Raw genomic sequence first — 23,496 nt, 5'->3', positions numbered from 1 at the left:
TGTGCTTGAATTCATGTTTTCCAATGGTAGACTTTTCCTGATGATTCCCTGATTTAGGCCACTTTACCAATATCACAAGCATCTGTCCAGTCATCATCCAAATAGGAACCATAAATTACGTATCGTTTTATGGTAGGTTCGAATCGCGATTTGAAGCAGATGTTGGTGACTGGCGATATTATACCCCATCGTTTTTTTGATGAGAAATTGATTGTGCCGAGCGAGCATCGATTGGCTGGGGAGCATTCCGTTGCGCTGAAAGATTTGGCGGACGAGAAACCCGAAAGATTTCGATTTGTATCATTAGTGGGAGATACGGCGAGGATGAAAGGCATTAAACTCGAGACAATTTTTCAAAGCCGCGATTTCCACACGATTCAGGGATTGGTTGGTGCTTGGCATTAGCATTTTGCCCTAGATGATTTTAGATGGGGCGATATTTAGAGAGACGCGAAGCATTGCGTTGATGGATCAGGAATTGCGGCGATCGGTTGGGATTATCACGACAAAAAGACGGAACATGTCGCCGTCCGAGTTGCTGTTCCGTGATTTTTTGTTAACATACTTTAAAGAGGTTGAATGATTCTATTTTCTCTGCTTGCAAGTAATTACTTTCTGCCATATGGCCTTATATTTTTAGACTAACCTGTAAAAATCATCTTGGAGTTCTTTACAATGCTATATAAAACATGTTCTTAGCTTTGTAAAGTTAAATACTATGACCTTCTTCCAAATAGATTTAATGTGAATACTAAGTTTTCTAGATATTGGTCTAAAGAACGATTTTTAACCACAAATTCTCTTGCATTATCCCCTATTTTCAGCATTAGCTCTCGGTCCTCAAAACAATCTATAATCTGTGCTGCTAGGGATTCTTCAAAATTAGGTGTAACATCCACTAAAAATCCAGTTTTTCTGTGCTCGATAAATTCTTCTGGCCCACCACCAGTTGTTGTAATTAATGGTTTCCCCATCGCTAAACTTTCTAGATGTGCTAAACCACTTGCTTCGTCACAAAGTGATGGGGCTACACTTAAATCAGCAATACTCAGATACTTTTCAATTTCTGAATGCGAGATACCATCCACAAAAATAATATCTTTATTCATTTCTTCTTTTAGACGCTCACAATAAGACGTATTATTTAATTTCCCAATAATAAGCAGTGCTAGATTGGAAATTGACTTGGCAGCTATCTTATAAGCAATTATCATCTCTAGTACACCTTTTTCAGGTATCAGTCTTCCATGAAAAGAAACGACATTTTTATTGGCTAATTTTTCATATACTGCTATCTTTTCTACAGCCATTGACTTAAATTTTTCCGTATCTACCATGTTTTGTAATGTTTTTACTTTATTAGCACACATTCGAGGCGCATGTAGAAAAACTTGTTCTCGAATAAAATCACTAACCCCCAAAATACCATCAAAACCATCATATATTTGTTCATTTAATGAACTTGAAAAAGAATTAGTAAAAATGTGCTTGTTATGCAGATGCAAAATTATCTTACTACTATTTTTTAGGTGTTTTTTTAATTTTAATATAAATTGTGGTCTATTCTGTACTATAATATAATCGTAATCTGAATCTTTCAGTTGCTTGATAACTTGATTTAAGAAACGACACCTATACATATTTTTAAATCCCATTTTGAGTACAACTCTGTTTCTTAGTTTTTCAATTCTACTGCTTTTTCCTTAAAAAAAATAATATCGAGTATTTTCATCCCCTTCAACATCTATCGTTTCATTTGCAGTCGAATAGATATCAATATTCGCTAGTTTTTTTTTCTTATTTAAGCGTATAATATTCTCAACAATTGTTTCAACTGCTCCTCCTTCTACAGCTGGTACAGGCTTATCCTCGGTGCAAATAATCGCAATTTTTTTCATAAATATCCTCCATGCGGTCAAAATATTAATTACGGCTACTAAATATTACTTTAGTTGTATTTATAAGGTTAGCACAATTACATACCTCATTATAAGGTAATCACGGATACTTATTTTTAATCAATGTAACTATAAAATAGTATAGCTTTGATAAATTGGATTTCTATTAACACTACGTTATGCAGAAAGCTACCTCCGCAAGTTAATTACAGTAATTTACTACAAATTAAAACTTCTTTTTTTTAGTAAATGGTATAATAAAATAAAAGGATAGGAGTCGAATTCGATGTTTTCTAAAATAACCGTCACCAATTTCTTTTCGATACATGAAAAAATAAGCATTACCCTAGATTATCAGTATAGCGCTGTGAATGTCTTCAAACAAAACACACTCTATACTTACTACGACAACCAGAAAAAAAGATGCGTCTTAAATGGGGCAATCCTTTACGGCGCCAATGCATCCGGTAAAACCAATCTTCTCTATGCCTTCGAATTCATTCGCACAATGCTTCAAAAAAGCCACATGTACAACGAAAAAACTGATTTTGAAGTCACGCCCGACAGCTTCAAGTTCTCAGAAACAAAAGATACTATAAGCCGCTTTTCTGTGACGTTTATTGAGCCAAATTTTCAGGAAAACCAAGATATCCAATACACATACGAACTGGCCATCGACGTGGCGAGCTTGGAGATCCAACAAGAATCCTTAACATACAAAAAAATGCTCAAAACAACATTATCAAAACCGATTACCATTTTTGAAAGATTTAAAAGTCGTATTTCTCAAAAAAACACTAATTTAAAAGCGCTTTTCAATAAAATCGAACAGGAAAACATTACTCATAAATCCATTCTCTCCATGCTCATTCACGACATCAACACAGCCTATTTCAGTAAGGAAACAGCTTCACCTGCCTACAAAGTATCCCACTGCCTAGCGAGGCAAATCACAAAAGGTTTCCAAACAAAGCAATTCGATGGCGATTCCCTAGAAGCATTTGCCGAACAAATAAACAATGATAGCGATTTCAAAAATAAAATTCTAGAGACACTCTACGATTTCGATTTTGCGATTCATGATTTTTCCATTACTGATATGACAGATAATCTGTTGGCATCTATTGAACAAGCTACTTTTTCGAATGAAGTGAAAGCCCAATTAATAGCGACAACGAAGAAAAACCGCCGCTATGAAATCAGCACCACGCATATTGTTGATGATGTGAATTATCCACTAAGCATGAGCATGGAATCCGACGGCACAAAGAAATTTCTTGAGAGTTCGATTCGACTTTTCGACGCGCTAGAAAATGAAATTCTCTTTATTAGCGACGAATTCGACAACAAATACCACACCAAAATCCAAGAAGGCTTGCTGAACAAATTTATCCATCAAGAAAACGAGCAACAAGCCCAGTTCATCATCGCTTCCCACAATCCACTGTTGCTAAATCCTGATCGCTTCGCCAAAGAACAAGTTATTTTCATCCAGAAAGATCGTGAAACCCAAGCTAGTGAAGTGTTTAGCCTTAGCGAATTTAAAGAAATCACGTACGAAAATCATAATTGGATAACGCTTTATTTAGACGGTCGTTTTGGAGCCGTTCCGGAGGTGTTTTAAATGAGCCGCGAAATTCGCAAAATCGTTCATCTTTTCATTCCAGAAGATAGTGGTGGCGTCAAACCAAATAGCTGCGAAGCCCACTATTTCAAACTACTTTTCCAACGCAGACTTAAAAACTACCAGCTAAAAATTTACACACACGCACAAGAAACCAAATTCAAAAAAGCGCTGAAATTCAGCGCTCATCCCGATGATAAATTTTTCATTATAACCGACTTGGATTTTACAGAAGATCGCTCTAACTTGCGATATGTCAAGAAAAAAATCCGTAATCTTGCAAGTCTAGGCGATAATGCTCAACTATTCGTTTCCGGCCGCAGTTTTGAAGTTTGGCTCTGCATGTACCACGGCGTCTACACGAAGCGGTTCATCTCCCAAGCTGCACTTAATAAAACCGTTGCCCGAGACTATACAAAAAAAGAGCGCTGGTACATCAAAGAACGCGGGCGACTCTATGCTAATTTACGAGCAGCCAGCGCCAATGCAAAAAAATCTCGGAGAATTATTCTATCTGGCAGTGCGCGTGAAAAAAAACGCTATGTAACAGAACTTCCTGATTTCACAGAGGAAGCTCTGCTCGATTACTTCATTACCCGCGAAACTTTCACGTATGTGGATTTATTAGTGAAGGAGTTGCAGGCACTTAGTCGAGATTAAATTATTAATGGGGATTAATTTTTTTAAAAGCCTAGCTATTCTGTCGTTTATTAACTTCCGTTGTAATAAACTCTGGCAAATAGTTAGGAGTACATCCTTTTGACACTGCCTCCCCTTTATAAAGCCCGGTTTTCTCACCTAGTTTAATACAGCGGGTACGGTTGCTTTCATCATACACACCAATCCAACCTGCCAAAAAATTCATAGCCCATTTTACTTCTGGCTCTTCTTTCACAATGTTGGCTTCGATTGAGGAAAGCAAAACCTCAGTGTTTTTCGGTGCTGTTTTCCCAGTCCATCTGAGACGTGCTTGATAATACCAAAAAATTCGCCGTTGAAGAGCAGAAGCACTGTTTTCCCAGGATTCCATCAATGCAATTGTTTTCTTATCTTTGGCAAGTTGGTTAGCCATTAACCAGTCCATCAAATTATTTCGCTCATTGAAAGGGTGCATCAACATGTCTTTATCCAGTTTATTTAAAGTATCTTGCGTGAGAAGTTTTTTATCCATAATTAAGATAGCTAGTAGTCTCGGCAAAAAGGCTTCGCTTGACCAAAGTTCCATAGCCAGCTCGTGATTTTTTTTAATATCTTTCGCAATTTTTCTTAAATCGCCGAGCTTCGTTTGATCGTTAATCTGAGCTAAAATATTTTCTGCTTCTGAAGAGCGTTTCACTTTATTATCCATTGTTAATAACTCCTTTTTAAGCATTTTTCACTTACTAAACAACATCAAAACTTGCTGGATAGCGAACCATTCCGGCTGGGGTCGCTTCTGCTAGCGGACAAACCATAAAATTCACGTCTGGAACGTCAAACGGTGCCGTAATTTGATAGTTTTTTGCTAACTCAAATCCGAATCGTGGATAATACGTTTCATGGCCCAAAACGCTGATACAACTGTAGTTTGTGGTTTTTGCTCTTACAATCCCAGCCTCAATTAACTGTGCACCAATACCCCGTGCTTGCCATTCGGGTTTCACAGCAACTGGTGCTAATACCAGAATTAGTTCCTCTCCAATATAGCACTCACTCAGCAAACTGTAACCAATAATTTCTGCGCCATTTCTCGCAACAAGCGCAAGTTCCGGCACGTAATGCTCAGAATCAACAATCGCATCCACTAGATTGGCTTCCGCGTGCGTTGGAAAACTTGCTTCTAGTACCTCACGAACTCCGATTGCATCTTCTTGCTTTACTACGTCAATCGTAATCATATAGAACGCACTCCCGTCATTAAAACTTCCAATTCTTTGATTGCTTTCAAAACAGTGGCCGCTGTAATCACGCCCGGCATTAAGTGAATCGTCTCATCCACCGCGGTCGCGCGCTCTGCCACCTGCTTTAATTCCATGTCCGACAAGCTTTCTAATCCCATATCATACAAACACTTCGGCAATCCTAACTCCCGATAGAACGGTACCAATCTCATAATCTCATCCGCTCGTCCCTCAATCATCAATTGCACAAAAACACCGTATGCCACTTTATCCCCATGTAGTAAATGATGCGTCGCCTCCATAACCGTCAGCGCATCATGAATGGAATGCGCGCCAGAAGTTCGGCCATAATCATCACCAAAACCACCGACCATGCCACCAATCATTATATTCGTTTCAACTACTTTCACAAACGCCGCGCTCAGTTCACCCTCACGCATTGCCTCAAGCGCCGCAGCACTCGATTCCAGCAAAATATCCCGACACAATTTTGCCGTGTAAAGCGAAATATCAATCGCAACAGAACGTTCCGCAAGTTGCGAAATAATCACATCTGCCTCGTACCATTTAGCCAATGTATCACCAATCCCAGCGACCATCAACTCGATTGGCGAATCCAAAATCACCGCAGGATCAAGCAACACAAGCGCATTACTTCGCGCAAAAATATCATATTGCAACATCTCTCCGCGCGCGTCATACATCACACTAAGTGGCGTCCAAGCAGCACAAGTCGCCGCCAAGGTTGGTAAAATAACGACTGGCAATGCCAAGCAAACCGCAACCGCTTTCGCTAAATCCGCAATTTTCCCGCCTCCGACACCAATAATAGCATCCACATCTCGCGCCAGTTCCGCCATCCGGTCCCGTTCCTCAAACGAACATTCCCCGCCATACGCCTCAAAAATCGCGTCCACATCCGGCAACTCTGGGAAAAAACGGCGCACTTTCTCCCAAGAAACACCACCATGAATCACCAAAATATGCTTCACATCTCGACGTTCCAAATGCTCGCCAAGCGCCTCCCATGCACCAACGCGACACTCAAATTCCTGCGGCGCACCGCGAACAATCAATTTTTTCTCCACAAGCCCTCAGTCCTTTGCAATTAATAAATAATCCTCTTTTTGTTGAAACGTAATTACAATCTCCGTTCCAACACCACTTTCCGAAGAGATAGCAATCTGATGCCCCAATTTACCCGACATTTGTCGCGCTAAATAAAGTCCCATTCCCGTTGCCTTCTTCTCCGTCCGGCCAATCATTCCAGTAAAACCTTGCTCAAAAACGCGTGGCAAATCCTCATCCTTAATTCCGATACCATTATCACGAATATGTAGCGCCACAGTTCCATCAGAAGCACTCACATCACACCAAACCTTAATTTCGCCGCCATCATCCGTATATTTCAGCGCATTCGTCATCACCTGATCCAAAATAAAACCGAGCCATTTGCTATCACTGCGCACATCGACCTTAATTTCCGCCAAATCAAGCTTCATTTTTTTCGAAATAAACAGTTTCGAATGACGCTTCACACAATCTCGAATTACAGGCCCTAGCGCCATTTCCTGAATAAAGTAATCCTTTGCAAACGTGTCCAGTCGCGAATAATAAAGCGCCTGCATGACAAGTCGATCAATCGAATCAAGCTCCGCCTCCACACCGCGATAAATCGTCGTAGGATCGTTCAAATCGGGATTGTTAATCAGCATTTTACTCGCCACAATCGGCGTTTTCACCTCGTGTACCCAATATAAAATGAAATCATGATACTCCTGTTGCTTATCACGTAGCTTCGTAAGCGCCCGCTGCTCCTCCCAATGTTTTTTTCGCATCAATTCATTGAAAAAAGCCTGTTCGCGCGTCCGCGGTTTTGGCAATAACTCGAGAATATTTTCCTCAATCTCGCCATCTACCAATTGCTTCATCTCATTCCAATACGTACGTTTAAACGAATAACCGAGTACCAAATACGCCAGCAAAAACAGCAACATAAACACATACAAATAAATAATATTGCCGAGTGTCAACTGACTATTCGGATCAACGGCAAGCAAAACACCGATAAAAAACATCACGACTACAAAAAACAATAGAAAAAACTTCTTATCGCGTACATAGCTCCACCAATTCATACTAAACCTCCACTTCAATAAAACCAAACTGATTAAAATCAAATAATCCCTGATCTGTCAATTTCAAATTCGGAATAACTGGTAAAGTCAAAAACGATAACGTCAAAAATGGATCAAAACCTTGTTTCGCACTCACATCACGGAAAGCATCATTTAGTCGTCCAAGCTGATATTGAATTTTCTCATACGGCTGCACACTCAAAAGTCCAGCAATTGGCAATGCTAAATCCGCCGCTACTTTTCCATCATTTACAACTGCAACGCCGCCACCAATTTTCGTAATGTGCTCAACAGCTAGCATAATGTCCGCATCCGACGAGCCGACTGCCACAATATTATGAGAATCATGCGCAACCGTCGTCGCAATCGCTCCATTCCGAATACCAAAGCCTTTCACAATCCCGACACCAACGCACCCTGTTCCCTTGTGCCGCTCGACAACGACCATTTTCAACTGATCCGCATCCACCGAAACTTGAAATTCACCATCTTGAACATTAACCGTTTCCACCAAATGTTCCGTAAACAAGCTATTTGGCTGCATACCAATCACATTAGCAGTAGCATTCTTCATGGCAAGCTTCAAATCATCAACTTGTAGCGAATGTCTAATCATCGGTGACTGAAACGCACTATCCGCCTTTTTAAACAAAGCTTCCTCGCGTATACCATCATCAACAACAACCTGACCACGCTTCATTACTTTCGTGATTGTCACCGTCTCCAAATCACGTAAAAACAAAATATCCGCCTGATAACCCGCTGCAACAGCACCAATATGAGGTAATTTGTGACATGTTGCCGCGTTAATCGTCGCCATCTGAATCGCCATCACTGGATCAATCTCATTGGCTATCGCGAGCCGCACATTGTAGTTGATTGAGCCCTCTTCTAATAAATCATCAATTAATTTATCATCCGTGCAAAAGCAGAAACGATGGCTATTCTTCGGATTCACAGCAGGTAACGTATGTATCATATCACGTCCAACCGTTCCCTCACGGAGCATCACAAACATGCCAGCACGCAAACGGTCCATCGCCTCAACTGCCGTTGTACTCTCATGATCCGTCCGAATCCCAACAGCTAAATAATTATTTAAATCCGCTTTTGAAAGCCCAGCACCATGCCCATCAATTCGCCCACCATGCCGCTCAGCATCCACAATTTTTTGTAACATGTCCTTTTGACCATGCGCCACAGAAGGGAAATCCATGACTTCGGCCAGTCCAATCACTTTTTCATGCTGGTAAAGCGCTCGTAAATCGCTCGCCTCAAGCGTTGCACCATTATGCTCAAAAGGCGTCGCGGGAACAGAAGATGGCAACATGACATACATATCGAGCGGCGACTCTTGCGCATCCGCCAACATAAACTCAATGCCTCCTGTCCCTGCCACATTAGCAATCTCATGCGGGTCCGTCACAATTGTTGTCACTCCGTTTGGTAACAACACACGCGCAAATTCAGAAGGAGGCACCATCGCACTCTCTACATGAACATGCGCATCAATGAAACCAGGAACAATAAACTGACCGTGAGCATCAATAATCTCTGCTGCATCCTCAAAGTCGCCAATCCCAACGATATACCCACTCTTAATCGCGACATCGCCTTCCATAATTTCACCCGAAAAAACGTTCACAATTCGACCATTCTTAATAACAATATCCGCAGCTACACGCAAATCACTCACCGCAACACGTTCCTGTAATTGTTTTACTTTCCGCATCAACGCTTCCCCCTCTCACGCCTTAATTGTTCTTATCTTGCTTGGAAACCTTCATCCGCCAAATAACCATCTGCCGCCTCGCGAGAAGGAAAAATTGCTTCCAAATGATCATCCGAATAAATCGCCCACATCTTATTCTCATAACGCAAAATCAACACAGTCCGGTATGCATCACGAAATTCTTCCTCATAGCCTTCTTCAAATTCATCCCCATCCGTACTCAAAAATGAAATGGCGCCCGACACAAGCTCTCGAATCTCACTCTCTGTCGCCTCACGAATATTAACAAAGCCATTCTTGTCCGCCTCATCTAGATAAGGTGCATACACAAACGCATTCCCATTCGGATGCAAATGATTGACCGCAATTCTTTTTTCACGCACACTATCAGGGAAATGATAATTAATCCGCCCCATCGAAACGGGATGTGCCTCTAGTTCTGTATATTCATCAATAATATTCTTCTTCTCTTCAAAGGAAAGCATTCCTTCGTCACATCCTTTTTCTCATTTTTCTTCACTGCCTTATTATACACTAAATTCACATACAACACGCGAAAAAATAAAAACAAGCGCCTAACGAAAAGACACCTGTTTTCACATACTTATACTTTTTTGTCAATCAGCTTCGGCAACCATTCTCGTAAGTCGCGAAATTCAAATCCAGCCTCTTTTGCCTTCGAGTTATCCAGATAATACGTTTTTTCAACACCGAAAGGAGAATCATCATTATCCTCTGTATTCTCCTCTACAATTGCGAGTTTTCCAGTCGCTACTTCAATTAAAGCCATTAACTCGGACAATCGATATACCGAATTACTCGCCGCATTAATCGGACCAACGACATCTGACTTCGTGCCAATCCAAACCAAGAAATCAGCCGCCTCGTCCGACGAAATAAAGCCCATTTCAGCGTCTTCATTTGGCATTCCAATCTCCTCGCCTGCTTGCACATGATTGATATGAAATTCAAGTCTTCCCGTGTAATCATCTTCACCAAGCACAATCGGAAAACGAACTGCAACGACAGGAAAATTCGCCTTTTGGAAAAATACCGCCTCCGCCAAACGTTTTCCTTCACCGTAATCAAAATCCTCACGCGATCCCGTCACAATCTCATAATGAAACGGATCAAAATCAGCTTCCACTAACGCCCGATCCCGCATCCGATACACCGAAAGCGAAGATGTGTATACATATTTTCCGACCTTGTCCCGAAAAGCTGCAATCGAATACAGCGCATCTTGTGGCGAAAAACAAATATTATCATAAACAACATCCCATTTCTCCTGCGCCAAACAAAATAAATCCTCACGAGCCTCACGTTTTATTTTCACTCGTCTCACCGCATCGCCAAAATCATCCGCCGTCTTGCCGCGCGTCGCAATCGTCACATCATGCCCTTCCGCAAGCAATCGCATAACCAATTTCTTACCAAAAAATCGCGTTCCACCAAAAACTAGAATTTTCAAATGAAGCACTCCCTTACTCAATCATATATCCTTGCCCTTTTTTAGTCGTAATAAAGTCTGCTAAACCAATTTCCGTCAACTTTTTGCGAATCCGTACAACATTTACAGTCAGTGTATTATCATCCACGAAACTCTCATCTTCCCATAACACACGCATAATCTCGTCACGGCTCACAATTCGTCCTTTTTGCTTCAATAACTCATATAAAATCAAGAATTCATTTTTCGTCAATTCCACTTTCTCATCCAAATACGTCAATGTATTCGTATCAATATGCAAGAAAACATTATTATGCTCCATCACATTCGGCTCTTCCAGTTCCGCATACGAATACGTACGCCGAATTAGTGCATTAATTCGCGCCATTAGTACATCTAAATCCACAGGTTTTTCGATGTAATAATCCGCCCCCATATTCATTCCCATAATTTGATCCATTCGCGAATCCCGCGACGACAAGAAAATAATCGGCACATTTGATACTTCACGAATTTTATTGCACCAATAGAACCCATCAAAGTATGGCAAATTCACATCCAAAATCACCAATTGAGGTTCAACTTCCAAGAACTCATTCAAAATATTGTTATAATCAGCCACAACTGCAACTTCAAATCCCCATTTCGATAAATGTTTTTGTATCGTATCACGAATAACGATGTCATCCTCCACTATATATACTTTTACCATACTCATCTCTCCCTCGCTTCATTCCATTGTACAGAAAATTCAGCCACTATTCAAACGTTAATCATCGCCATTAGACACCATATTCGTATAGGTTGATACACAAACAAAATAGTAAATAATGAAAAATATCGTGTAAATCGTCGTGCTAATCAGCACCGGGGCACCAATACTATATCTCAGATTCACCGACAAACTAATCATCGCTACTATACTATGACAAACCCCCAAAATAAGCGGGATTAAAAATACCGGTAACACTTGCTTAGCGATAACAGTACGAATCTCTTTATGACTCATGCCCATCTTTTGAAGAACAGCAAAACGTGATCTTTCATCCACCGCTTCCGTAATTTGCTTAAAATAAATAATACTACCTGTTGCTGCAAAAAACACAACGCCCATAAACATCCCAATATAAAGCATCACACCGATAAGCGTACTAATCAAATGATAATTGGAATAAAAACTCGACATGCTTCTATTCCACATATAGGAATCTCCACCAATAATCTTCTGAATTTTATGATCCAATACTTCTGCCTTATCTGAGTTTGATACTTGAAAAATATCAATATGTCTTGGCATTGATTTCTGGCTGATTTCCTTGTAAAGCGCATCATTTATAACTAAAACTGAGCTAGCCATATCCGAATTCAACACTACATGATTATAAACATCTACGATTGCCAATTTATACTTATTTGGATTATTTCTAAACTGTAATGTATAAGGTTTCTCCATATACAAGTGCATACGTTTCTTATTATCAAAGCGACCATTTGGGCTAAGGTATATGGCTTCTCCAGCTGCTAATTCCTTCACTTTTTTCGAATTATTGTCCAATTTCATCGCCAATCGGTTATAGTCTGACAATGACATCACCTCAAAATATGTCATCCGCTGTTCCTCAAAAGGTACATTTTCATCCACCTTCTCTAATACATCCGCTTCATAAAGATCTACTGTCTCATGATAAATCAACGTATGTGAGTCACTTTCCCTAATCGCCTCATAAATTTTTTCCCGCTCTGTTTGCGTACTCCACAGCGTTTGATAACTGTTTGGGTTGGAGCTCTCCGCAAAAGAAATGATGTTCATATAAATCGATCCGAGCGCACCAATAATCGTCAAAGTGGTGGCACTCAACACAGCAATCATCGTCAGTGTCCCTGCCGTCTTTTTCATGCGATAACGAAGCCAAGTCACGGTTAAGATATTCGTTCCTTTATAGAAAAACGACTTGTTTAAAAACAATTTATACACAACATATGGAAATAAAAAACGCAGTACAAGCCAAGTCCCTAGAACCACACCGAACAGCACAAATAAAGTCGCCGCCAAAAAAAAGTTGTTCGACCAAAAGATGGAACTTTCTACCGAGCGCGTTGCTAAAAAATAACCAAATCCAATCAAAAAGATACCCACAATAGATAACGTAAGCGAGCCTTTCGCAGGATTTTTTTCCCGCGTATCTGCTTTAAATAGTTCCACCATGCTATGCCGATAAACAATCCAATACCCATTCGCTGTCGTTACAATAAGAATAATTCCAAACACAAAAACCGTAGATAAGACCGCTGAAAATGAGAATGTAAAACCACTCGGAATCGATAAATCCATAATACGGAATAGTAACATCGAGAAAAACTTAGAAAAGAAAACACCTATCAAAATTCCTCCGACAACCGCCATAAGATGCATCATCAAATTCTCATAAAAAATAATTCGGCCAATTTGCCCCTTGCGTAGCCCTAATAGAGAATACAGTCCTAATTCCCGCTTCCTACTCCGCGTAAAGTAATTACTAGAATAGAAAACAAAAAAAGCAACAAACAAAATCAATACAATCGCCGCTGCCAAAAAGACACCTTGCCCACCAATTCCCCACTTATCAAAGATTATTCCGATACTCTCATTGTACGCCAACGATACAAACGTAAAATAAATCAACACGCTTAGAATTAGCGAGCCAAGATACATCGAAAACTGGTTAAAGTTTTTGCGTACATTCGTAAAGGCAATATTAAATAGTGTCATTCATACCACCGCCAAGCATCGCCAGCACATCTAAAATCTTCTGAAAAAATTGCTTCCGTGTCGCCGTTCCCCGATAAATCTCCGTGAACAACTCCCCGTCCTTAATAAACAAAATTCGCTCACAAAAACTCGCCGCAAACGCATCATGCGTTACCATCATAATTGTCGCATTACGCGCCTCCTTCGCCTGAACTAGGCTTTCCAGCAAATTTGTCGCAGCCTTCGAATCTAGTGCACCCGTAGGCTCATCTGCAAAAATCAATGCCGGATTGGTCACCATCGCCCGACTAACCGCTGTCCGTTGCTTCTGTCCGCCAGAACCTTCATTCGGATACTTATCCGCCAAATCCGCAATTCCAAATTGACGCATCACATCCGCAACACGTGTCTCAACTTCGCTTGGCTTTATCTTAGAAAGCGACAATGGTAGCGCAATATTATCCTTAATCGTCATCGTATCCAACAAATTATAATCCTGAAAAATAAAGCCCAACTTATCCCTTCGAAAAACAGCCATCTCTTTTGCACGCATATCCTCAAAAGGTTTGCCATCTATTTCAATGCTACCAGAAGTTGCTTTATCAATCGTTGACAGCACATTCAATAACGTCGATTTCCCAGCACCGCTTGGCCCCATTACACCAACAAATTCACCTTCATGCACCTCTAAGCTAACACTATTTAACGCAGGAAAAAGCGTACTTTTCGAGCCATATACTTTTCGAACATTCTTCGCTTGCAAAATAACTCCCATCCACCAAAAACCTCCGCTCCAAAATCTCTTGTATCTATTGTACACTAAGTTACACCCTCTTGCCCACCTGACCTTAAGATGTAGATACAAAAAAAGCCTTCCATGACGACTACAAATCAATCAAGAAAAGCCTCTATTTATGCTTATTCTTCCTTTTTATACAATGACATACATTCTTCAATTAATGCTTCTAAATCTGCAAGTGGCATATTCACATCCGCCGCAACGATATCCCAGGCCATTTCTCGCTTATCCTTGATTTTTGTATAAACCAGCATCCTACCTTGTGAAAAAAGCTTAAACGATGGCATCACAATCTTCACTTCCTCCACCTGATCCCATGCTTGAAAATCACCACGATACGCGATTCCATCCATAGAAAGCTCCAGCGTCGGTGACAAATTAAGTAAACGAAATAACGGGCGTAACACAACAAAACCAATAAAAATTAGTAAAATCAGCTTTTCGGTGCCATTTATCGCCTTTACATAATCAAAAACAACATATAATAATAGCCCTATCGCAATCCACAACAAGCTACTTGAAATAACTAATATATGATTTACCTTAAATTGTGCCTTTTCTCCACTTGCAATCTTTTCTCCAAAATTTTCGACCAAAATAAAAACCTCATTTAAATTTAGACTTACTATTATTGTACCTTGAATAAAACGAGAAAGATAGGGTTATTCTCGACAAACTTTCCTTTTTTACGTTAAAATGTACCTAATGTAATGGAGGTGACTAAAATGGCTAGTGAAGATTTTTACGAAACGAAGAACGGACGAACCTCTTTTTTTGACGGTGGTCTATTTCAATTTATCGGTTGGAGTATCCTTGGAATTATTGTAACCGTTATTACGCTCGGCATTTGTTATCCATGGGCATTGACGATGATTTATGGCTGGAAAATAAACCATACTGTCATCGAAGGACGCAGAATGCAATTCCGTGGCTCCGCTTTTGGTTTATTTGGTAATTGGATAAAATGGTTATTGCTCATCATCATCACACTTGGCATCTATTCTTTCTGGGTCTTTATTAAATTGGAAGATTGGAAAGCAAAAAACACAACGTTTGTTAACTAGTTGGATACACGAAAAAGAGGGAAGCCCTATTTTCCAATCATGTGAAGAGTGACGCTGAAAGATGTACTTCATCCGTGTTCTAAAGACCTGGAATGTCCGCCTCTCCTTGTTGCTACTAGGCATATTGGCATTTTGAACAGCCGGTTCGGATTACATGTTCGCTCTGCTCTCATGTATATTGGGGCTGTAACTCATTGCATTTGAACAGCCGGTTTGGATTACATGCTCGCTCTGCTCTCATGTATATTGGGGCTGTAACTCATTGCATTCGAACAGCCCCAACAATTGAAAAAACACTTATAATAATGTAATATAAAAGCAGTTTTCAATTAAGAAAAGAGGGATATCATGGCAAAGTTGCTACTCATTATTCCATTTATCTTCATATTAGTCGGAATGCCGTTTGCTAATCGAATACAGCCGATGATTCTTGGAATGCCGTTCAACTTATTCTGGGTTGCTGCAGGAATCCTGCTTTCCACGTGCATCCTAGGCATCGTCTATCGCTTCGATAAGCAAAATAAGGGGGAGGAACAATGACCGCACTCATCATCTTAACCGCATTTTTCCTGCTTACTTTAGTCATCGGAATCAGAGCACGCCAAAAGCAAAAAATGAATCTGGAAAATTGGGCCGTTGGTGGCCGTAGTTTTAATACCGTTTTCGTATTTCTGCTTACAGCAGGTGAAGTTTACACGACATTTTCTTTTCTTGGAGGCAGTGGCTGGGCGTACTCCAAAGGTATATCTGCGGTGTATGTGATGGTGTATATTGCACTATCCTACGTCACATCTTATTTTTTATTGCCGCTCATCTGGAAATATGCACACGAACATCGACTCGTTTCCCAGTCTGATTTTTTCGCAAAAAAATATGATAGTAATCTGCTCGGTGTTGTCGTAGCGCTCGTTGGTGTTATTGCGATTATTCCAATCGTTGTCATCCAGTTAAAAGGACTTGGCATTATCGTCTCCTTGACTTCTTACGGCGCGATTCCAATGCAAGTTGCTGTGGTCGTAGGTACAATAGCGATTATTATTTACTCGGTCATCTCCGGTGTTCGAGGGATTGCTTGGATCGCCGTTCTCAAAGATTTCATGATTCTTGCGGTTATCGTCTTTATGGGGATTTACTTACCGATTCACTATTACGGTGGTATCGGCCAAATGTTCGACCAAATTGCAGCGGTAAAACCAGAACTACTCACATTTCCACATACGACATATACCGTGACTTGGTTCATTTCAACCGTCCTGTTTTACGTACTTGGTTTCTACATGTGGCCTCAAGTTTTCGCATCCACTTTCACAGCTAAAAATGCCCGAACCTTCCGTAAAAACGCGATTGTTAGTCCAATTTACACATTAATGCTCTTATTTGTTATTTTTATCGGACTTGCCGCTGTTTTGCAGATTCCTGGGCTAGAAGGTGACGCCAGCGACCTTGCGCTATTACAACTCGCGATGAAAACTTTTGATCCGTGGTTCGTTGGAATTATTGGCGCCGCGGGTATGCTAACCGCTCTCGTCCCTGGTTCAATGCTACTCATGAGCGCTGCGACTCTGCTGACGAAAAACATTATTTATAGTTACAAACCAAATACATCCGATGCTAAAATTGCTAGCCTGTCTAAGTTTTGTGTCCCTGTACTCGCAATTATTTCTTGCTTATTCGTTTTCCAAGGTGGGAATGCCCTCGCTGCAATTCTCCAGGTTGGCTATAGCTTAATTGTGCAGCTATGTCCATCGCTATTCGCTAGCCTCATGAAGCGTAATCCAGTGACAAAACAAGGTGCGCTCACAGGCATCATCGTTGGTATTCTGATTACAATCTTCATTAGCAATTACAGCATGACGCTTGCAACACTGCTTCCCGGCGCACCAACTGCAATTAGCGATATTAATATTGGTTTCTTACCACTAGCAGCGAACGTAATCGTGACGCTAGTTGTAAGTCTCCTAACACGAAAAAACCTCGGAACAGACACGATTTAATGTCTGCTCCGAGGTTTCATTCTTGTCTTCTTCTTGTATCTATACGCGAAAGTCTCTCCGCCTCTTTTAAACGAAGTGGCGTATCTTGATTTTCATGTACATCAGCATGATTTAGCGTCTTTTCATCCCAATGAACAGGAATGCTCGAATCTGGTATCTTTTGCTCTATTACCGCTGCATGTACCGCCTGCTGTGTATCTAAAATCATCGCGCTAGTCGCGTCAAAACCTGAAGAAAAAGTAAGAGTCATCATGACGACAGCACCGATTTTGAAAATTGTATTTTTCTTCATGCCTGCCTCCTATCACCTTGTGAAGTTAAGAAACTAGTATAACAGATAGGAACCCTTTGTATCATGAAAAAATGATAGTATTTACATTATGTTTTTTTAATAATTAGTCCATATCAATCGTTGTTTTCTTTTTAGCCAGACGTAGAATCGTGTAATAGACAACTCCAGCAGCAAGCCAGGAAATACCGATAATTTTCGCTAGATTATCAAGATTTATCATCACATACAAGATAATCAAGAAGCCGATTACTGGGACTACTAAGTGTAACAAGTAATTTTTCGATTTCATCTTGATGATGTAATGGTAAACTACAGAAACGTGAATAACTAGGAATGCCGTTAGTGCACCACAATTAACGATTGATGATAGTATTCCAATATCGTTTACGAAGATAAGTCCGACTATTAACGACACGAGTCCAACCATAAGCGTACTTAAATATGGCGTTTGGAAACGCGGATGCACTTTTGCAAGGAACTTAGGCAGATTTTGATCGCGCGCCATCCCGAATAAAATCCGTGAAATTGCCGCCTGTGCAGCGAGTGCATTGGCAAAGCCCCAAGAAAGAATCGTTGCGATAATCGTTACATTTTTCAAGAACGGCCCGCCAGCTTCTCCTGCAATTTGGTAGAATGCCGTGTCAATATTGTCAAAATTAAGATAATCCGGATGAATCAATGCTGCGATGTACGTCTGAATGATGAACAAGAATCCCACCAACATCAGCGCCCATAAAATCGCTTTACCGACCGTCTTATTGCCACCTTTTGTTTCCTCGGCAAGCGTACTAATCCCATCAAAACCTAGGAAGCTAAGCACCGCCACAGAAACCGCAGTCATCACGAATGGCAAGTTAAAGTCAGCAGCGTTATAAATCGGTTTCATCGTCACACCATCGCCCGCACCATTCGAAATTGCAACAACACCCACCGCAATAAAAATCGCCAGCACAATCAATTCTCCAACTAGGAAAATAATATTCGCCCGTGCCGTAAATGCAATCCCGCGAATGTTAATCCAACTGTTTACTAAAATAAATACTACAAGCCAAATCCAAACTGGCACATCCGGCACAATCGCTTTTAACGAGTTCGCCGAAACGACATAAAGTAGCGCCGGCACAAAGACATAGTCCAGCAAAATCATCCAACCAGCGAGAAATCCAACTGTTTTATTAATTCCGCGCTGAGCATAAGCGTATACGGAACCCGCAATTGGAAAAGCCCGTGACATCGAGCCGTAACTAAGTGCCGTAAATAGCATCGCAACCATACCAATCATGTAGGTTAGTACAATCATTCCCTTTGATGCTGTTACGACTTCTCCATAAATACCGAACGGAGCAATCGGGACCATAAATATCAGTCCATAAATAACTAAATCCTTCAATGTTAATGTTCTCTTTAATTCCTGCTTGTAGCCAAATGACTCCAAACTCCCTTTTTCTGGTTGTGCCATGTTAGTTCAGCTCCTCTGTGCTCCATTTTGTAAGATACGTAAGTGGTAATACCATCCGCGCCGTTTTGTTCGGATCAACAACTTGACAAACGCGCAAATCGGCTGCCAATGATAGCAAATGAATCGCGTTTCCTTTTGACAAATCTGTGTACTGCTCCGCAAAATGAGCCATCTGCTTCGTTGCCATCACACTTGCCTCATCTAACGTTTTCGCAGAAGCTATCGTTGCCAACTTCCCATCACGAATTAAAAACGGCGTCGGCCAATCTTTATTTTTGATAACTTTCACTGTCACTGTAATATCACAAGGCACCTCTGCTCCGCAAACCGAAACTTCACCGTCCCCCATTGCCGCATGACAATCTCCCATCGCAAGCAAAGCTCCTGCAACATTCACTGGCAGAAATAATGTCGTCCCTTCGCCAATTTCTTTACAGTCCATATTCCCACCATGCGAATCAGGCGTTCCACATGAAACCGCATCCCCAGCAGGAGCCGTCCCAATGACACCAATCATTGTATTTAGCGGTAGTTCTATATTTTCTGAAAACTCAATTGTTCCATTTACAATCGGGAGGCGACGAATTGTATTTTCCGTTAGCTCATCACCCATAACGCCCGAATCAGGACCTGTAAAAAGCGTTGCCGTATCACCAATATCAAGCTTTTCAATCGTCACTGCAAGAATATCGCCAACCTCTGCCCCTTCTACAAAAACTGGGCCTGTTGCCGGATTAATTCGATTCCAGTCCAACTTCTCAAAAGCACCTTGTTCGTCTGTAATTTGGTCTTCAAAGCAATCATATGCTTCAAAAATCAATCGATCGCCATCTTTCACAGTTGCAACCGGTTTATTCGCCTTATCCATCGCATAAATCGGTGTGCCTTTTTTAATTATCTGTACCATTTTGATGTCACCCTTTCCAGTTGATTGTCCTCATTTTATAGCTAACAACATCGTTTGTCAATGTAGATTTTTGACAATTGCAAATATAAAAGCCAGACACCGATTAATCTGTGCCTAGCTTTTCGAGATAGAATTATTCTAATATAATATCTGCTTTCTTCGTCCAGTCAAATGAAATGGCATATGGATTTTTGCGATTAAATTTCCTAGTAGCATGCCCCAGCATTATCTCTGGGTGCAACAATAGTGATGTACGTAAGCATCTTAGAATTATAAGACATTAACCGAATTCGAAATCCATCCATCTTTTCTTGAAAACGGAGTTCCCTCATAATCGCATCACTCCTCGTTGGCTTTATATGTGTATAGCCCTTTTTGTACAGAAGTAAACATAAAAAAACACCATACAAACCTGTACAGCGTTTCATCCCTTATTTTCTTGAAAAATACGCACTCACTTTATAACCCGCTCGCTCATCCTTGTTCACAGCCGTATAAATCGTGGCAATAAAAACCGTAATCATTTCGAAGGCAACCAAAATCACCGTTGCCTGAACACCCATTCCTAGCCAGAAAATCGACCAATAAATTCGTAACACCAAGACGAACATCGTAATCAACGCCCGCCCTTTGTTCTTAGGTATGAAATCAAAAACGTGCGAGAGTAAGGCAACGAGTACAAACCAAAATAATTGACTAATCGTAATCACAAAATCCGCACCTTTACGCGTTTAGTTTCTTGTCTATGTTTTCTTTAAAAGCCATAATGCTATCAAAAGCAATCACAAAATTAAAATCACTCATGTTATAGTTACTAACAAATTCACCATCACGATAGCGAACCATGAAAGAAGCACGAACCGAAGCATCAACCGCATCTCTATTCGTTTCCCCGCTATAAAACACCCAATGCGTTGCAGTCGGCGGATTTTCCTGTTTCTGTGCTAAATCATTTTGAACCGTAGCTACGATTGTATCCTGTAATGCCACATCTAAATCACCTTCGAAATAACCATACCAAATCGTACGATAATAGCGTGCTTCTGACTCATGCGTTTCATCAAATAATTTTTCCATTTTGTATCTCCCCCTTATTAAAATCGATCATTCAAGCCAATGCCATCCATAATCCGATCCACATTTTTTTCAATCCGTGATTCCCGTGTTTTCGTCTGTTTTGGAGCCGCAAAAAACAGAATATACGCCCGCTGACGTCCAGGCGTCAATTTTTCAAAAGCCTCTCTAAAAGCAGGCATCCCATCGAATTTCCGCTGTAACTCTTCTGGAATGTCCGTCTCCTCTTGCTTTTTGAATTCTACCTCAACACCCGACTTTTCGACCGCAATCGCTTCCTCGATATAGGCCTTAATAACCGGCTCCATCTTCGTAACCTGCTCCAAACTAGTAAAGCGAATCTGGCGTGCTGACTGTACATTTGGCGTTTGTTGAATCAAAATACTGTTCGGGTCCTTAAATAAAACGCCCTTCATAAACAGCAACGCAAAATATTCTTTAAAGCCATGAATTAGCACCACATTCTTGCCCTCAGACATGAAACAAATATTTTTCCATTTAATATCTTCCGTTAACCCACATTCAAGTGCTATTCTTCTCAATTCCTTAAATTCGTCCTTATACCGCTTCGCCTTACCTAGATACTCATCCACTTTAGGCGTCATTTCACCTGCTGTCATAAAGAACACCTCACTCTAAAATTCTATTTTCCGTATCATGTGTCATTTTAGCGCAAATTAGGAGGAGTTGCAAATTTGGTTTAACCCATATACAATTTTAATACCGAATTAAGTGACACGTATATTGTCACTTGATTCGGTATACTCTTTATCAGAGTTCTTGGCTCTATTACTACTTACTTTTTTTACATCCTTTGTTTTTCCAACCTGAAATCCCAAAACTATTAGATTACTTAACACCTAACGCTTTTGAACAAAATACGCATTAAATTCTATTTATTTTTGTCCAAGATATTGACATCATATCAAGGCCAAGAAAATGCCGTATGAAGTTTTTTGATATCGTGTTGCACTTGACTCGGCAATTCAAGCTTCCAAAAATAATAATCGAAATTTTTTAATTCCTAAGGCTTCTTGCCATTTCCTTTAATCACATTCTGGTACCACATAAATGAATCTTTTTGATAGCGTTGCAAACTTCCTTTACCTTGATTATCCAAATCAACGTAAATAAACCCATAGCGTTTACTCATTTCTCCAGTAGTGGCACTGACTAAATCAATCGGTGCCCACGTCAAGTAGCCAAAACATTCAACATAGTCTTCATCCACAGCTTGTTTGACTGCGTTGACATGCTTTTCTAGATAGTCAATGCGATAATCATCATGAATCTGTCCATTTTCTACTTGATCAACGGCTCCTAACCCATTTTCTGTGATAATAATAGGCAACTCATATCTCCTATACAAATAATTCAAAACATAACGGATACCCGTTGGATCAATTCCCCATCCCCATTTCGACTGTTCTAAGTACGGATTTTGTAAACCTCCAAATAGAGCAGACTCACCTTCTACTGGTGTATTTAATTTTGAAATGCTGGACATGTAGTAATTCAATCCGATAAAATCAATGCTTCCTTTATTAAAGGCCTCAACATCATCCGGATGATTTTCTAATTCGATGCCTAATGCCTGGTATTGCCTCATTTTATATCTAGGAAACTTGCCATTACACATCGCGTCGACTTGATAATAGTCTTGATCGTTATCAAAAAAAGCTTTCAACACATTATCTGGCTGGCAATCATAAGAATAGATTGGATTCAGACCAAAAACACAACCAATCTTATTTTCAGGATTGATTTTTCGTGCTAATTGAACTACTTTAACACCAGCTAATGTCATGTTATAGCCAATTCTCGCTAAATCTTCCACTGGATTTTCCATTTCGCTGTATTTTAACCCGGCAATCAAGTAGGTAAAGATATCGGATTGTTCAGATTGAGGGTCTAGGTGATTCATTTCATTGAAAGTCACCCAGAACTTCACTTTATCATTATAGAACCGCATGACTGTTTCGCAATAATGCAGATAAAAATCAATAACTTGTCGGTTTTTCCACGAACCATATGCATGAACAAGATGGATTGGCATTTCAAAATGATAGAGAGTTACTATCGGTTCAATGTTATTTGCCAATAGCTCATCGATTACTCTCTCGTAAAAAGCGAGTCCTGCTTGATTTGGTTCATGTTCATCGCCTTTAGGAAAGATACGTGACCAATCAATTGAAATTCGTAGGGCTGTGAAACCCATTTCTTTGAATAGCTGAATATCATCTTTGTAATGATGATAAAAATCGATTCCCAAGTGTGATGGGTAATCTAGCTTGGGATCAATTTTATCAGTAATCGTCCGCGGCTCTTTATTCGATCCTTTCGTAACAAAATCCATAATCGCTGGACCCTTGCCGCCTTCTTGCCAAGCGCCCTCACATTGGTGGGCGGCGATACTGCCACCCCAGAAAAAATCTTTCATACCTTCCATCCACTCCT

Annotated in this window: 25 protein-coding genes and 1 pseudogene; 6 read left to right on the top strand and 20 right to left on the bottom strand. The window is 40.4% G+C overall.

Translation table 11 applies throughout. The features are described from left to right. Window positions 1-114: 114 nt before the first annotated feature. Window positions 115-583, top strand: a pseudogene (locus tag R8925_RS06500) (LysR substrate-binding domain-containing protein); the annotation flags it as partial. Between the two features lie 133 nt (window positions 584-716). Here R8925_RS06500 and R8925_RS06495 read toward each other — a convergent pair. Continuing rightward, entirely contained in the window at window positions 717-1,655 is a 939-nt protein-coding gene (locus tag R8925_RS06495; protein WP_430535085.1) for a glycosyltransferase family 4 protein, read from the bottom strand. A gap of 48 nt (window positions 1,656-1,703) precedes the next feature. After that, window positions 1,704-1,898, bottom strand: coding sequence for a hypothetical protein (locus R8925_RS06490; protein WP_430535084.1), 195 nt, complete (start codon window positions 1,896-1,898; stop codon window positions 1,704-1,706). A 286-nt stretch (window positions 1,899-2,184) separates the two neighbouring features. On the opposite strand from R8925_RS06490, the gene R8925_RS06485 reads away from it, so the two are divergent. After that, complete coding sequence (locus R8925_RS06485; protein WP_430535083.1) at window positions 2,185-3,522, top strand: AAA family ATPase; 1,338 nt, start codon at window positions 2,185-2,187, stop codon at window positions 3,520-3,522. Next, window positions 3,523-4,182: an RloB domain-containing protein gene (locus tag R8925_RS06480; RefSeq protein ID WP_430535082.1), complete on the top strand. Its 660-nt coding sequence runs from the start codon at window positions 3,523-3,525 to the stop codon at window positions 4,180-4,182. A 31-nt stretch (window positions 4,183-4,213) separates the two neighbouring features. On the opposite strand, the gene R8925_RS06475 is transcribed toward R8925_RS06480, so the two are convergent. The 11 genes from R8925_RS06475 to R8925_RS06425 all read right to left on the bottom strand — a co-directional run bounded on the left by R8925_RS06475 (window position 4,214) and on the right by R8925_RS06425 (window position 14,845). Continuing rightward, window positions 4,214-4,870 (bottom strand): DNA alkylation repair protein, encoded by a 657-nt coding sequence (locus R8925_RS06475; RefSeq protein WP_430535081.1) that lies wholly within the window; start codon window positions 4,868-4,870, stop codon window positions 4,214-4,216. A 34-nt stretch (window positions 4,871-4,904) separates the two neighbouring features. Continuing rightward, window positions 4,905-5,399 (bottom strand): GNAT family N-acetyltransferase, encoded by a 495-nt coding sequence (locus R8925_RS06470; RefSeq protein ID WP_430535080.1) that lies wholly within the window; start codon window positions 5,397-5,399, stop codon window positions 4,905-4,907. Beyond that, a complete protein-coding gene (locus R8925_RS06465) occupies window positions 5,396-6,490 on the bottom strand; it encodes an iron-containing alcohol dehydrogenase family protein (protein WP_430535079.1) in 1,095 nt (364 codons plus the stop codon). Before R8925_RS06465 ends, R8925_RS06470 begins: the two co-directional genes overlap by 4 nt. 6 nt (window positions 6,491-6,496) lie before the next feature. Further along, window positions 6,497-7,540, bottom strand: a complete 1,044-nt coding sequence (locus R8925_RS06460; protein WP_430535078.1) for a sensor histidine kinase — start codon at window positions 7,538-7,540, stop codon at window positions 6,497-6,499. A gap of 1 nt (window position 7,541) precedes the next feature. Beyond that, entirely contained in the window at window positions 7,542-9,272 is a 1,731-nt protein-coding gene (gene ade, locus R8925_RS06455; protein ID WP_430535077.1) for an adenine deaminase, read from the bottom strand. A gap of 32 nt (window positions 9,273-9,304) precedes the next feature. After that, window positions 9,305-9,757, bottom strand: a complete 453-nt coding sequence (locus tag R8925_RS06450; protein WP_430535076.1) for a hypothetical protein — start codon at window positions 9,755-9,757, stop codon at window positions 9,305-9,307. 119 nt (window positions 9,758-9,876) lie between these two features. Beyond that, on the bottom strand, window positions 9,877-10,743 hold the full coding sequence (locus R8925_RS06445; RefSeq protein WP_430535075.1) for an NAD-dependent epimerase/dehydratase family protein: 867 nt from the start codon (window positions 10,741-10,743) through the stop codon (window positions 9,877-9,879). 13 nt (window positions 10,744-10,756) lie between these two features. Continuing rightward, entirely contained in the window at window positions 10,757-11,434 is a 678-nt protein-coding gene (locus R8925_RS06440) for a response regulator transcription factor (RefSeq protein WP_430535074.1), read from the bottom strand. A gap of 57 nt (window positions 11,435-11,491) precedes the next feature. Then, window positions 11,492-13,471: an FtsX-like permease family protein gene (locus R8925_RS06435; RefSeq protein ID WP_430535073.1), complete on the bottom strand. Its 1,980-nt coding sequence runs from the start codon at window positions 13,469-13,471 to the stop codon at window positions 11,492-11,494. After that, complete coding sequence (locus tag R8925_RS06430) at window positions 13,458-14,225, bottom strand: ABC transporter ATP-binding protein (RefSeq protein WP_430535072.1); 768 nt, start codon at window positions 14,223-14,225, stop codon at window positions 13,458-13,460. The genes R8925_RS06435 and R8925_RS06430 overlap by 14 nt, the downstream gene beginning before the upstream one ends. Before the next feature lie 143 nt (window positions 14,226-14,368). Then, window positions 14,369-14,845: a hypothetical protein gene (locus R8925_RS06425; protein ID WP_430535071.1), complete on the bottom strand. Its 477-nt coding sequence runs from the start codon at window positions 14,843-14,845 to the stop codon at window positions 14,369-14,371. Between the two features lie 129 nt (window positions 14,846-14,974). Here R8925_RS06425 and R8925_RS06420 point away from each other — a divergent pair, with 129 nt between their 5' ends. The 3 genes from R8925_RS06420 to R8925_RS06410 all read left to right on the top strand — a co-directional run bounded on the left by R8925_RS06420 (window position 14,975) and on the right by R8925_RS06410 (window position 17,307). Next, the gene (locus tag R8925_RS06420) at window positions 14,975-15,313 is read left to right on the top strand and encodes a DUF898 family protein (RefSeq protein WP_430535070.1); all 339 of its coding nucleotides are present in this window, start codon (window positions 14,975-14,977) and stop codon (window positions 15,311-15,313) included. Window positions 15,314-15,661: 348 nt separating this feature from the next. Further along, complete coding sequence (locus R8925_RS06415; protein ID WP_430535069.1) at window positions 15,662-15,853, top strand: DUF3311 domain-containing protein; 192 nt, start codon at window positions 15,662-15,664, stop codon at window positions 15,851-15,853. Further along, entirely contained in the window at window positions 15,850-17,307 is a 1,458-nt protein-coding gene (locus R8925_RS06410; RefSeq protein ID WP_430535068.1) for a sodium:solute symporter family protein, read from the top strand. Before R8925_RS06415 ends, R8925_RS06410 begins: the two co-directional genes overlap by 4 nt. 16 nt (window positions 17,308-17,323) lie before the next feature. Here R8925_RS06410 and R8925_RS06405 read toward each other — a convergent pair whose 3' ends face one another. The 7 genes from R8925_RS06405 to R8925_RS06375 all read right to left on the bottom strand — a co-directional run bounded on the left by R8925_RS06405 (window position 17,324) and on the right by R8925_RS06375 (window position 23,488). Further along, entirely contained in the window at window positions 17,324-17,599 is a 276-nt protein-coding gene (locus R8925_RS06405) for a hypothetical protein (RefSeq protein ID WP_430535067.1), read from the bottom strand. 103 nt (window positions 17,600-17,702) lie between these two features. Further along, window positions 17,703-19,058 carry an APC family permease gene (locus R8925_RS06400; protein ID WP_430535066.1) on the bottom strand — a complete coding sequence of 452 codons (1,356 nt, stop codon included), beginning with the start codon at window positions 19,056-19,058 and terminating at the stop codon, window positions 17,703-17,705. 1 nt (window position 19,059) lies between these two features. Then, window positions 19,060-19,965 carry an acetamidase/formamidase family protein gene (locus R8925_RS06395; RefSeq protein WP_430535065.1) on the bottom strand — a complete coding sequence of 302 codons (906 nt, stop codon included), beginning with the start codon at window positions 19,963-19,965 and terminating at the stop codon, window positions 19,060-19,062. Between the two features lie 431 nt (window positions 19,966-20,396). Next, window positions 20,397-20,675 carry a hypothetical protein gene (locus R8925_RS06390; RefSeq protein ID WP_430535064.1) on the bottom strand — a complete coding sequence of 93 codons (279 nt, stop codon included), beginning with the start codon at window positions 20,673-20,675 and terminating at the stop codon, window positions 20,397-20,399. Window positions 20,676-20,688: 13 nt separating this feature from the next. Next, window positions 20,689-21,042 (bottom strand): hypothetical protein, encoded by a 354-nt coding sequence (locus R8925_RS06385; RefSeq protein WP_430535063.1) that lies wholly within the window; start codon window positions 21,040-21,042, stop codon window positions 20,689-20,691. A 17-nt stretch (window positions 21,043-21,059) separates the two neighbouring features. After that, window positions 21,060-21,659 (bottom strand): YdeI/OmpD-associated family protein, encoded by a 600-nt coding sequence (locus R8925_RS06380; RefSeq protein WP_430535062.1) that lies wholly within the window; start codon window positions 21,657-21,659, stop codon window positions 21,060-21,062. Window positions 21,660-22,063: 404 nt separating this feature from the next. After that, window positions 22,064-23,488, bottom strand: a complete 1,425-nt coding sequence (locus R8925_RS06375) for a glycoside hydrolase family 1 protein (protein WP_430535061.1) — start codon at window positions 23,486-23,488, stop codon at window positions 22,064-22,066. Window positions 23,489-23,496: the final 8 nt, after the last annotated feature.

Origin of the sequence: Listeria rocourtiae subsp. hofi (genome assembly GCF_963575615.1) — a bacterium.
Classification (GTDB): domain Bacteria; phylum Bacillota; class Bacilli; order Lactobacillales; family Listeriaceae; genus Listeria_A; species Listeria_A hofi.
This window is presented reverse-complemented; position numbering and strand designations above follow the sequence as displayed.

Excerpts from the sequence above, each read along its gene's own strand:
- R8925_RS06495 (WP_430535085.1), bottom strand. The coding sequence starts at position 1,655 with ATGGGATTTAAAAATATGTATAGGTGTCGTTTCTTAAATCAAGTTATC.
- R8925_RS06490 (WP_430535084.1), bottom strand. The coding sequence starts at position 1,898 with ATGAAAAAAATTGCGATTATTTGCACCGAGGATAAGCCTGTACCAGCT.
- R8925_RS06485 (WP_430535083.1), top strand. The coding sequence starts at position 2,185 with ATGTTTTCTAAAATAACCGTCACCAATTTCTTTTCGATACATGAAAAA.
- R8925_RS06480 (WP_430535082.1), top strand. The coding sequence starts at position 3,523 with ATGAGCCGCGAAATTCGCAAAATCGTTCATCTTTTCATTCCAGAAGAT.
- R8925_RS06475 (WP_430535081.1), bottom strand. The coding sequence starts at position 4,870 with ATGGATAATAAAGTGAAACGCTCTTCAGAAGCAGAAAATATTTTAGCT.
- R8925_RS06470 (WP_430535080.1), bottom strand. The coding sequence starts at position 5,399 with ATGATTACGATTGACGTAGTAAAGCAAGAAGATGCAATCGGAGTTCGT.
- R8925_RS06460 (WP_430535078.1), bottom strand. The coding sequence starts at position 7,540 with ATGAATTGGTGGAGCTATGTACGCGATAAGAAGTTTTTTCTATTGTTT.
- ade (WP_430535077.1), bottom strand. The coding sequence starts at position 9,272 with ATGCGGAAAGTAAAACAATTACAGGAACGTGTTGCGGTGAGTGATTTG.
- R8925_RS06450 (WP_430535076.1), bottom strand. The coding sequence starts at position 9,757 with ATGCTTTCCTTTGAAGAGAAGAAGAATATTATTGATGAATATACAGAA.
- R8925_RS06440 (WP_430535074.1), bottom strand. The coding sequence starts at position 11,434 with ATGGTAAAAGTATATATAGTGGAGGATGACATCGTTATTCGTGATACG.
- R8925_RS06435 (WP_430535073.1), bottom strand. The coding sequence starts at position 13,471 with ATGACACTATTTAATATTGCCTTTACGAATGTACGCAAAAACTTTAAC.
- R8925_RS06430 (WP_430535072.1), bottom strand. The coding sequence starts at position 14,225 with ATGGGAGTTATTTTGCAAGCGAAGAATGTTCGAAAAGTATATGGCTCG.
- R8925_RS06420 (WP_430535070.1), top strand. The coding sequence starts at position 14,975 with ATGGCTAGTGAAGATTTTTACGAAACGAAGAACGGACGAACCTCTTTT.
- R8925_RS06415 (WP_430535069.1), top strand. The coding sequence starts at position 15,662 with ATGGCAAAGTTGCTACTCATTATTCCATTTATCTTCATATTAGTCGGA.
- R8925_RS06410 (WP_430535068.1), top strand. The coding sequence starts at position 15,850 with ATGACCGCACTCATCATCTTAACCGCATTTTTCCTGCTTACTTTAGTC.
- R8925_RS06405 (WP_430535067.1), bottom strand. The coding sequence starts at position 17,599 with ATGAAGAAAAATACAATTTTCAAAATCGGTGCTGTCGTCATGATGACT.
- R8925_RS06400 (WP_430535066.1), bottom strand. The coding sequence starts at position 19,058 with ATGGCACAACCAGAAAAAGGGAGTTTGGAGTCATTTGGCTACAAGCAG.
- R8925_RS06395 (WP_430535065.1), bottom strand. The coding sequence starts at position 19,965 with ATGGTACAGATAATTAAAAAAGGCACACCGATTTATGCGATGGATAAG.
- R8925_RS06385 (WP_430535063.1), bottom strand. The coding sequence starts at position 21,042 with ATGGAAAAATTATTTGATGAAACGCATGAGTCAGAAGCACGCTATTAT.
- R8925_RS06380 (WP_430535062.1), bottom strand. The coding sequence starts at position 21,659 with ATGACAGCAGGTGAAATGACGCCTAAAGTGGATGAGTATCTAGGTAAG.
- R8925_RS06375 (WP_430535061.1), bottom strand. The coding sequence starts at position 23,488 with ATGGAAGGTATGAAAGATTTTTTCTGGGGTGGCAGTATCGCCGCCCAC.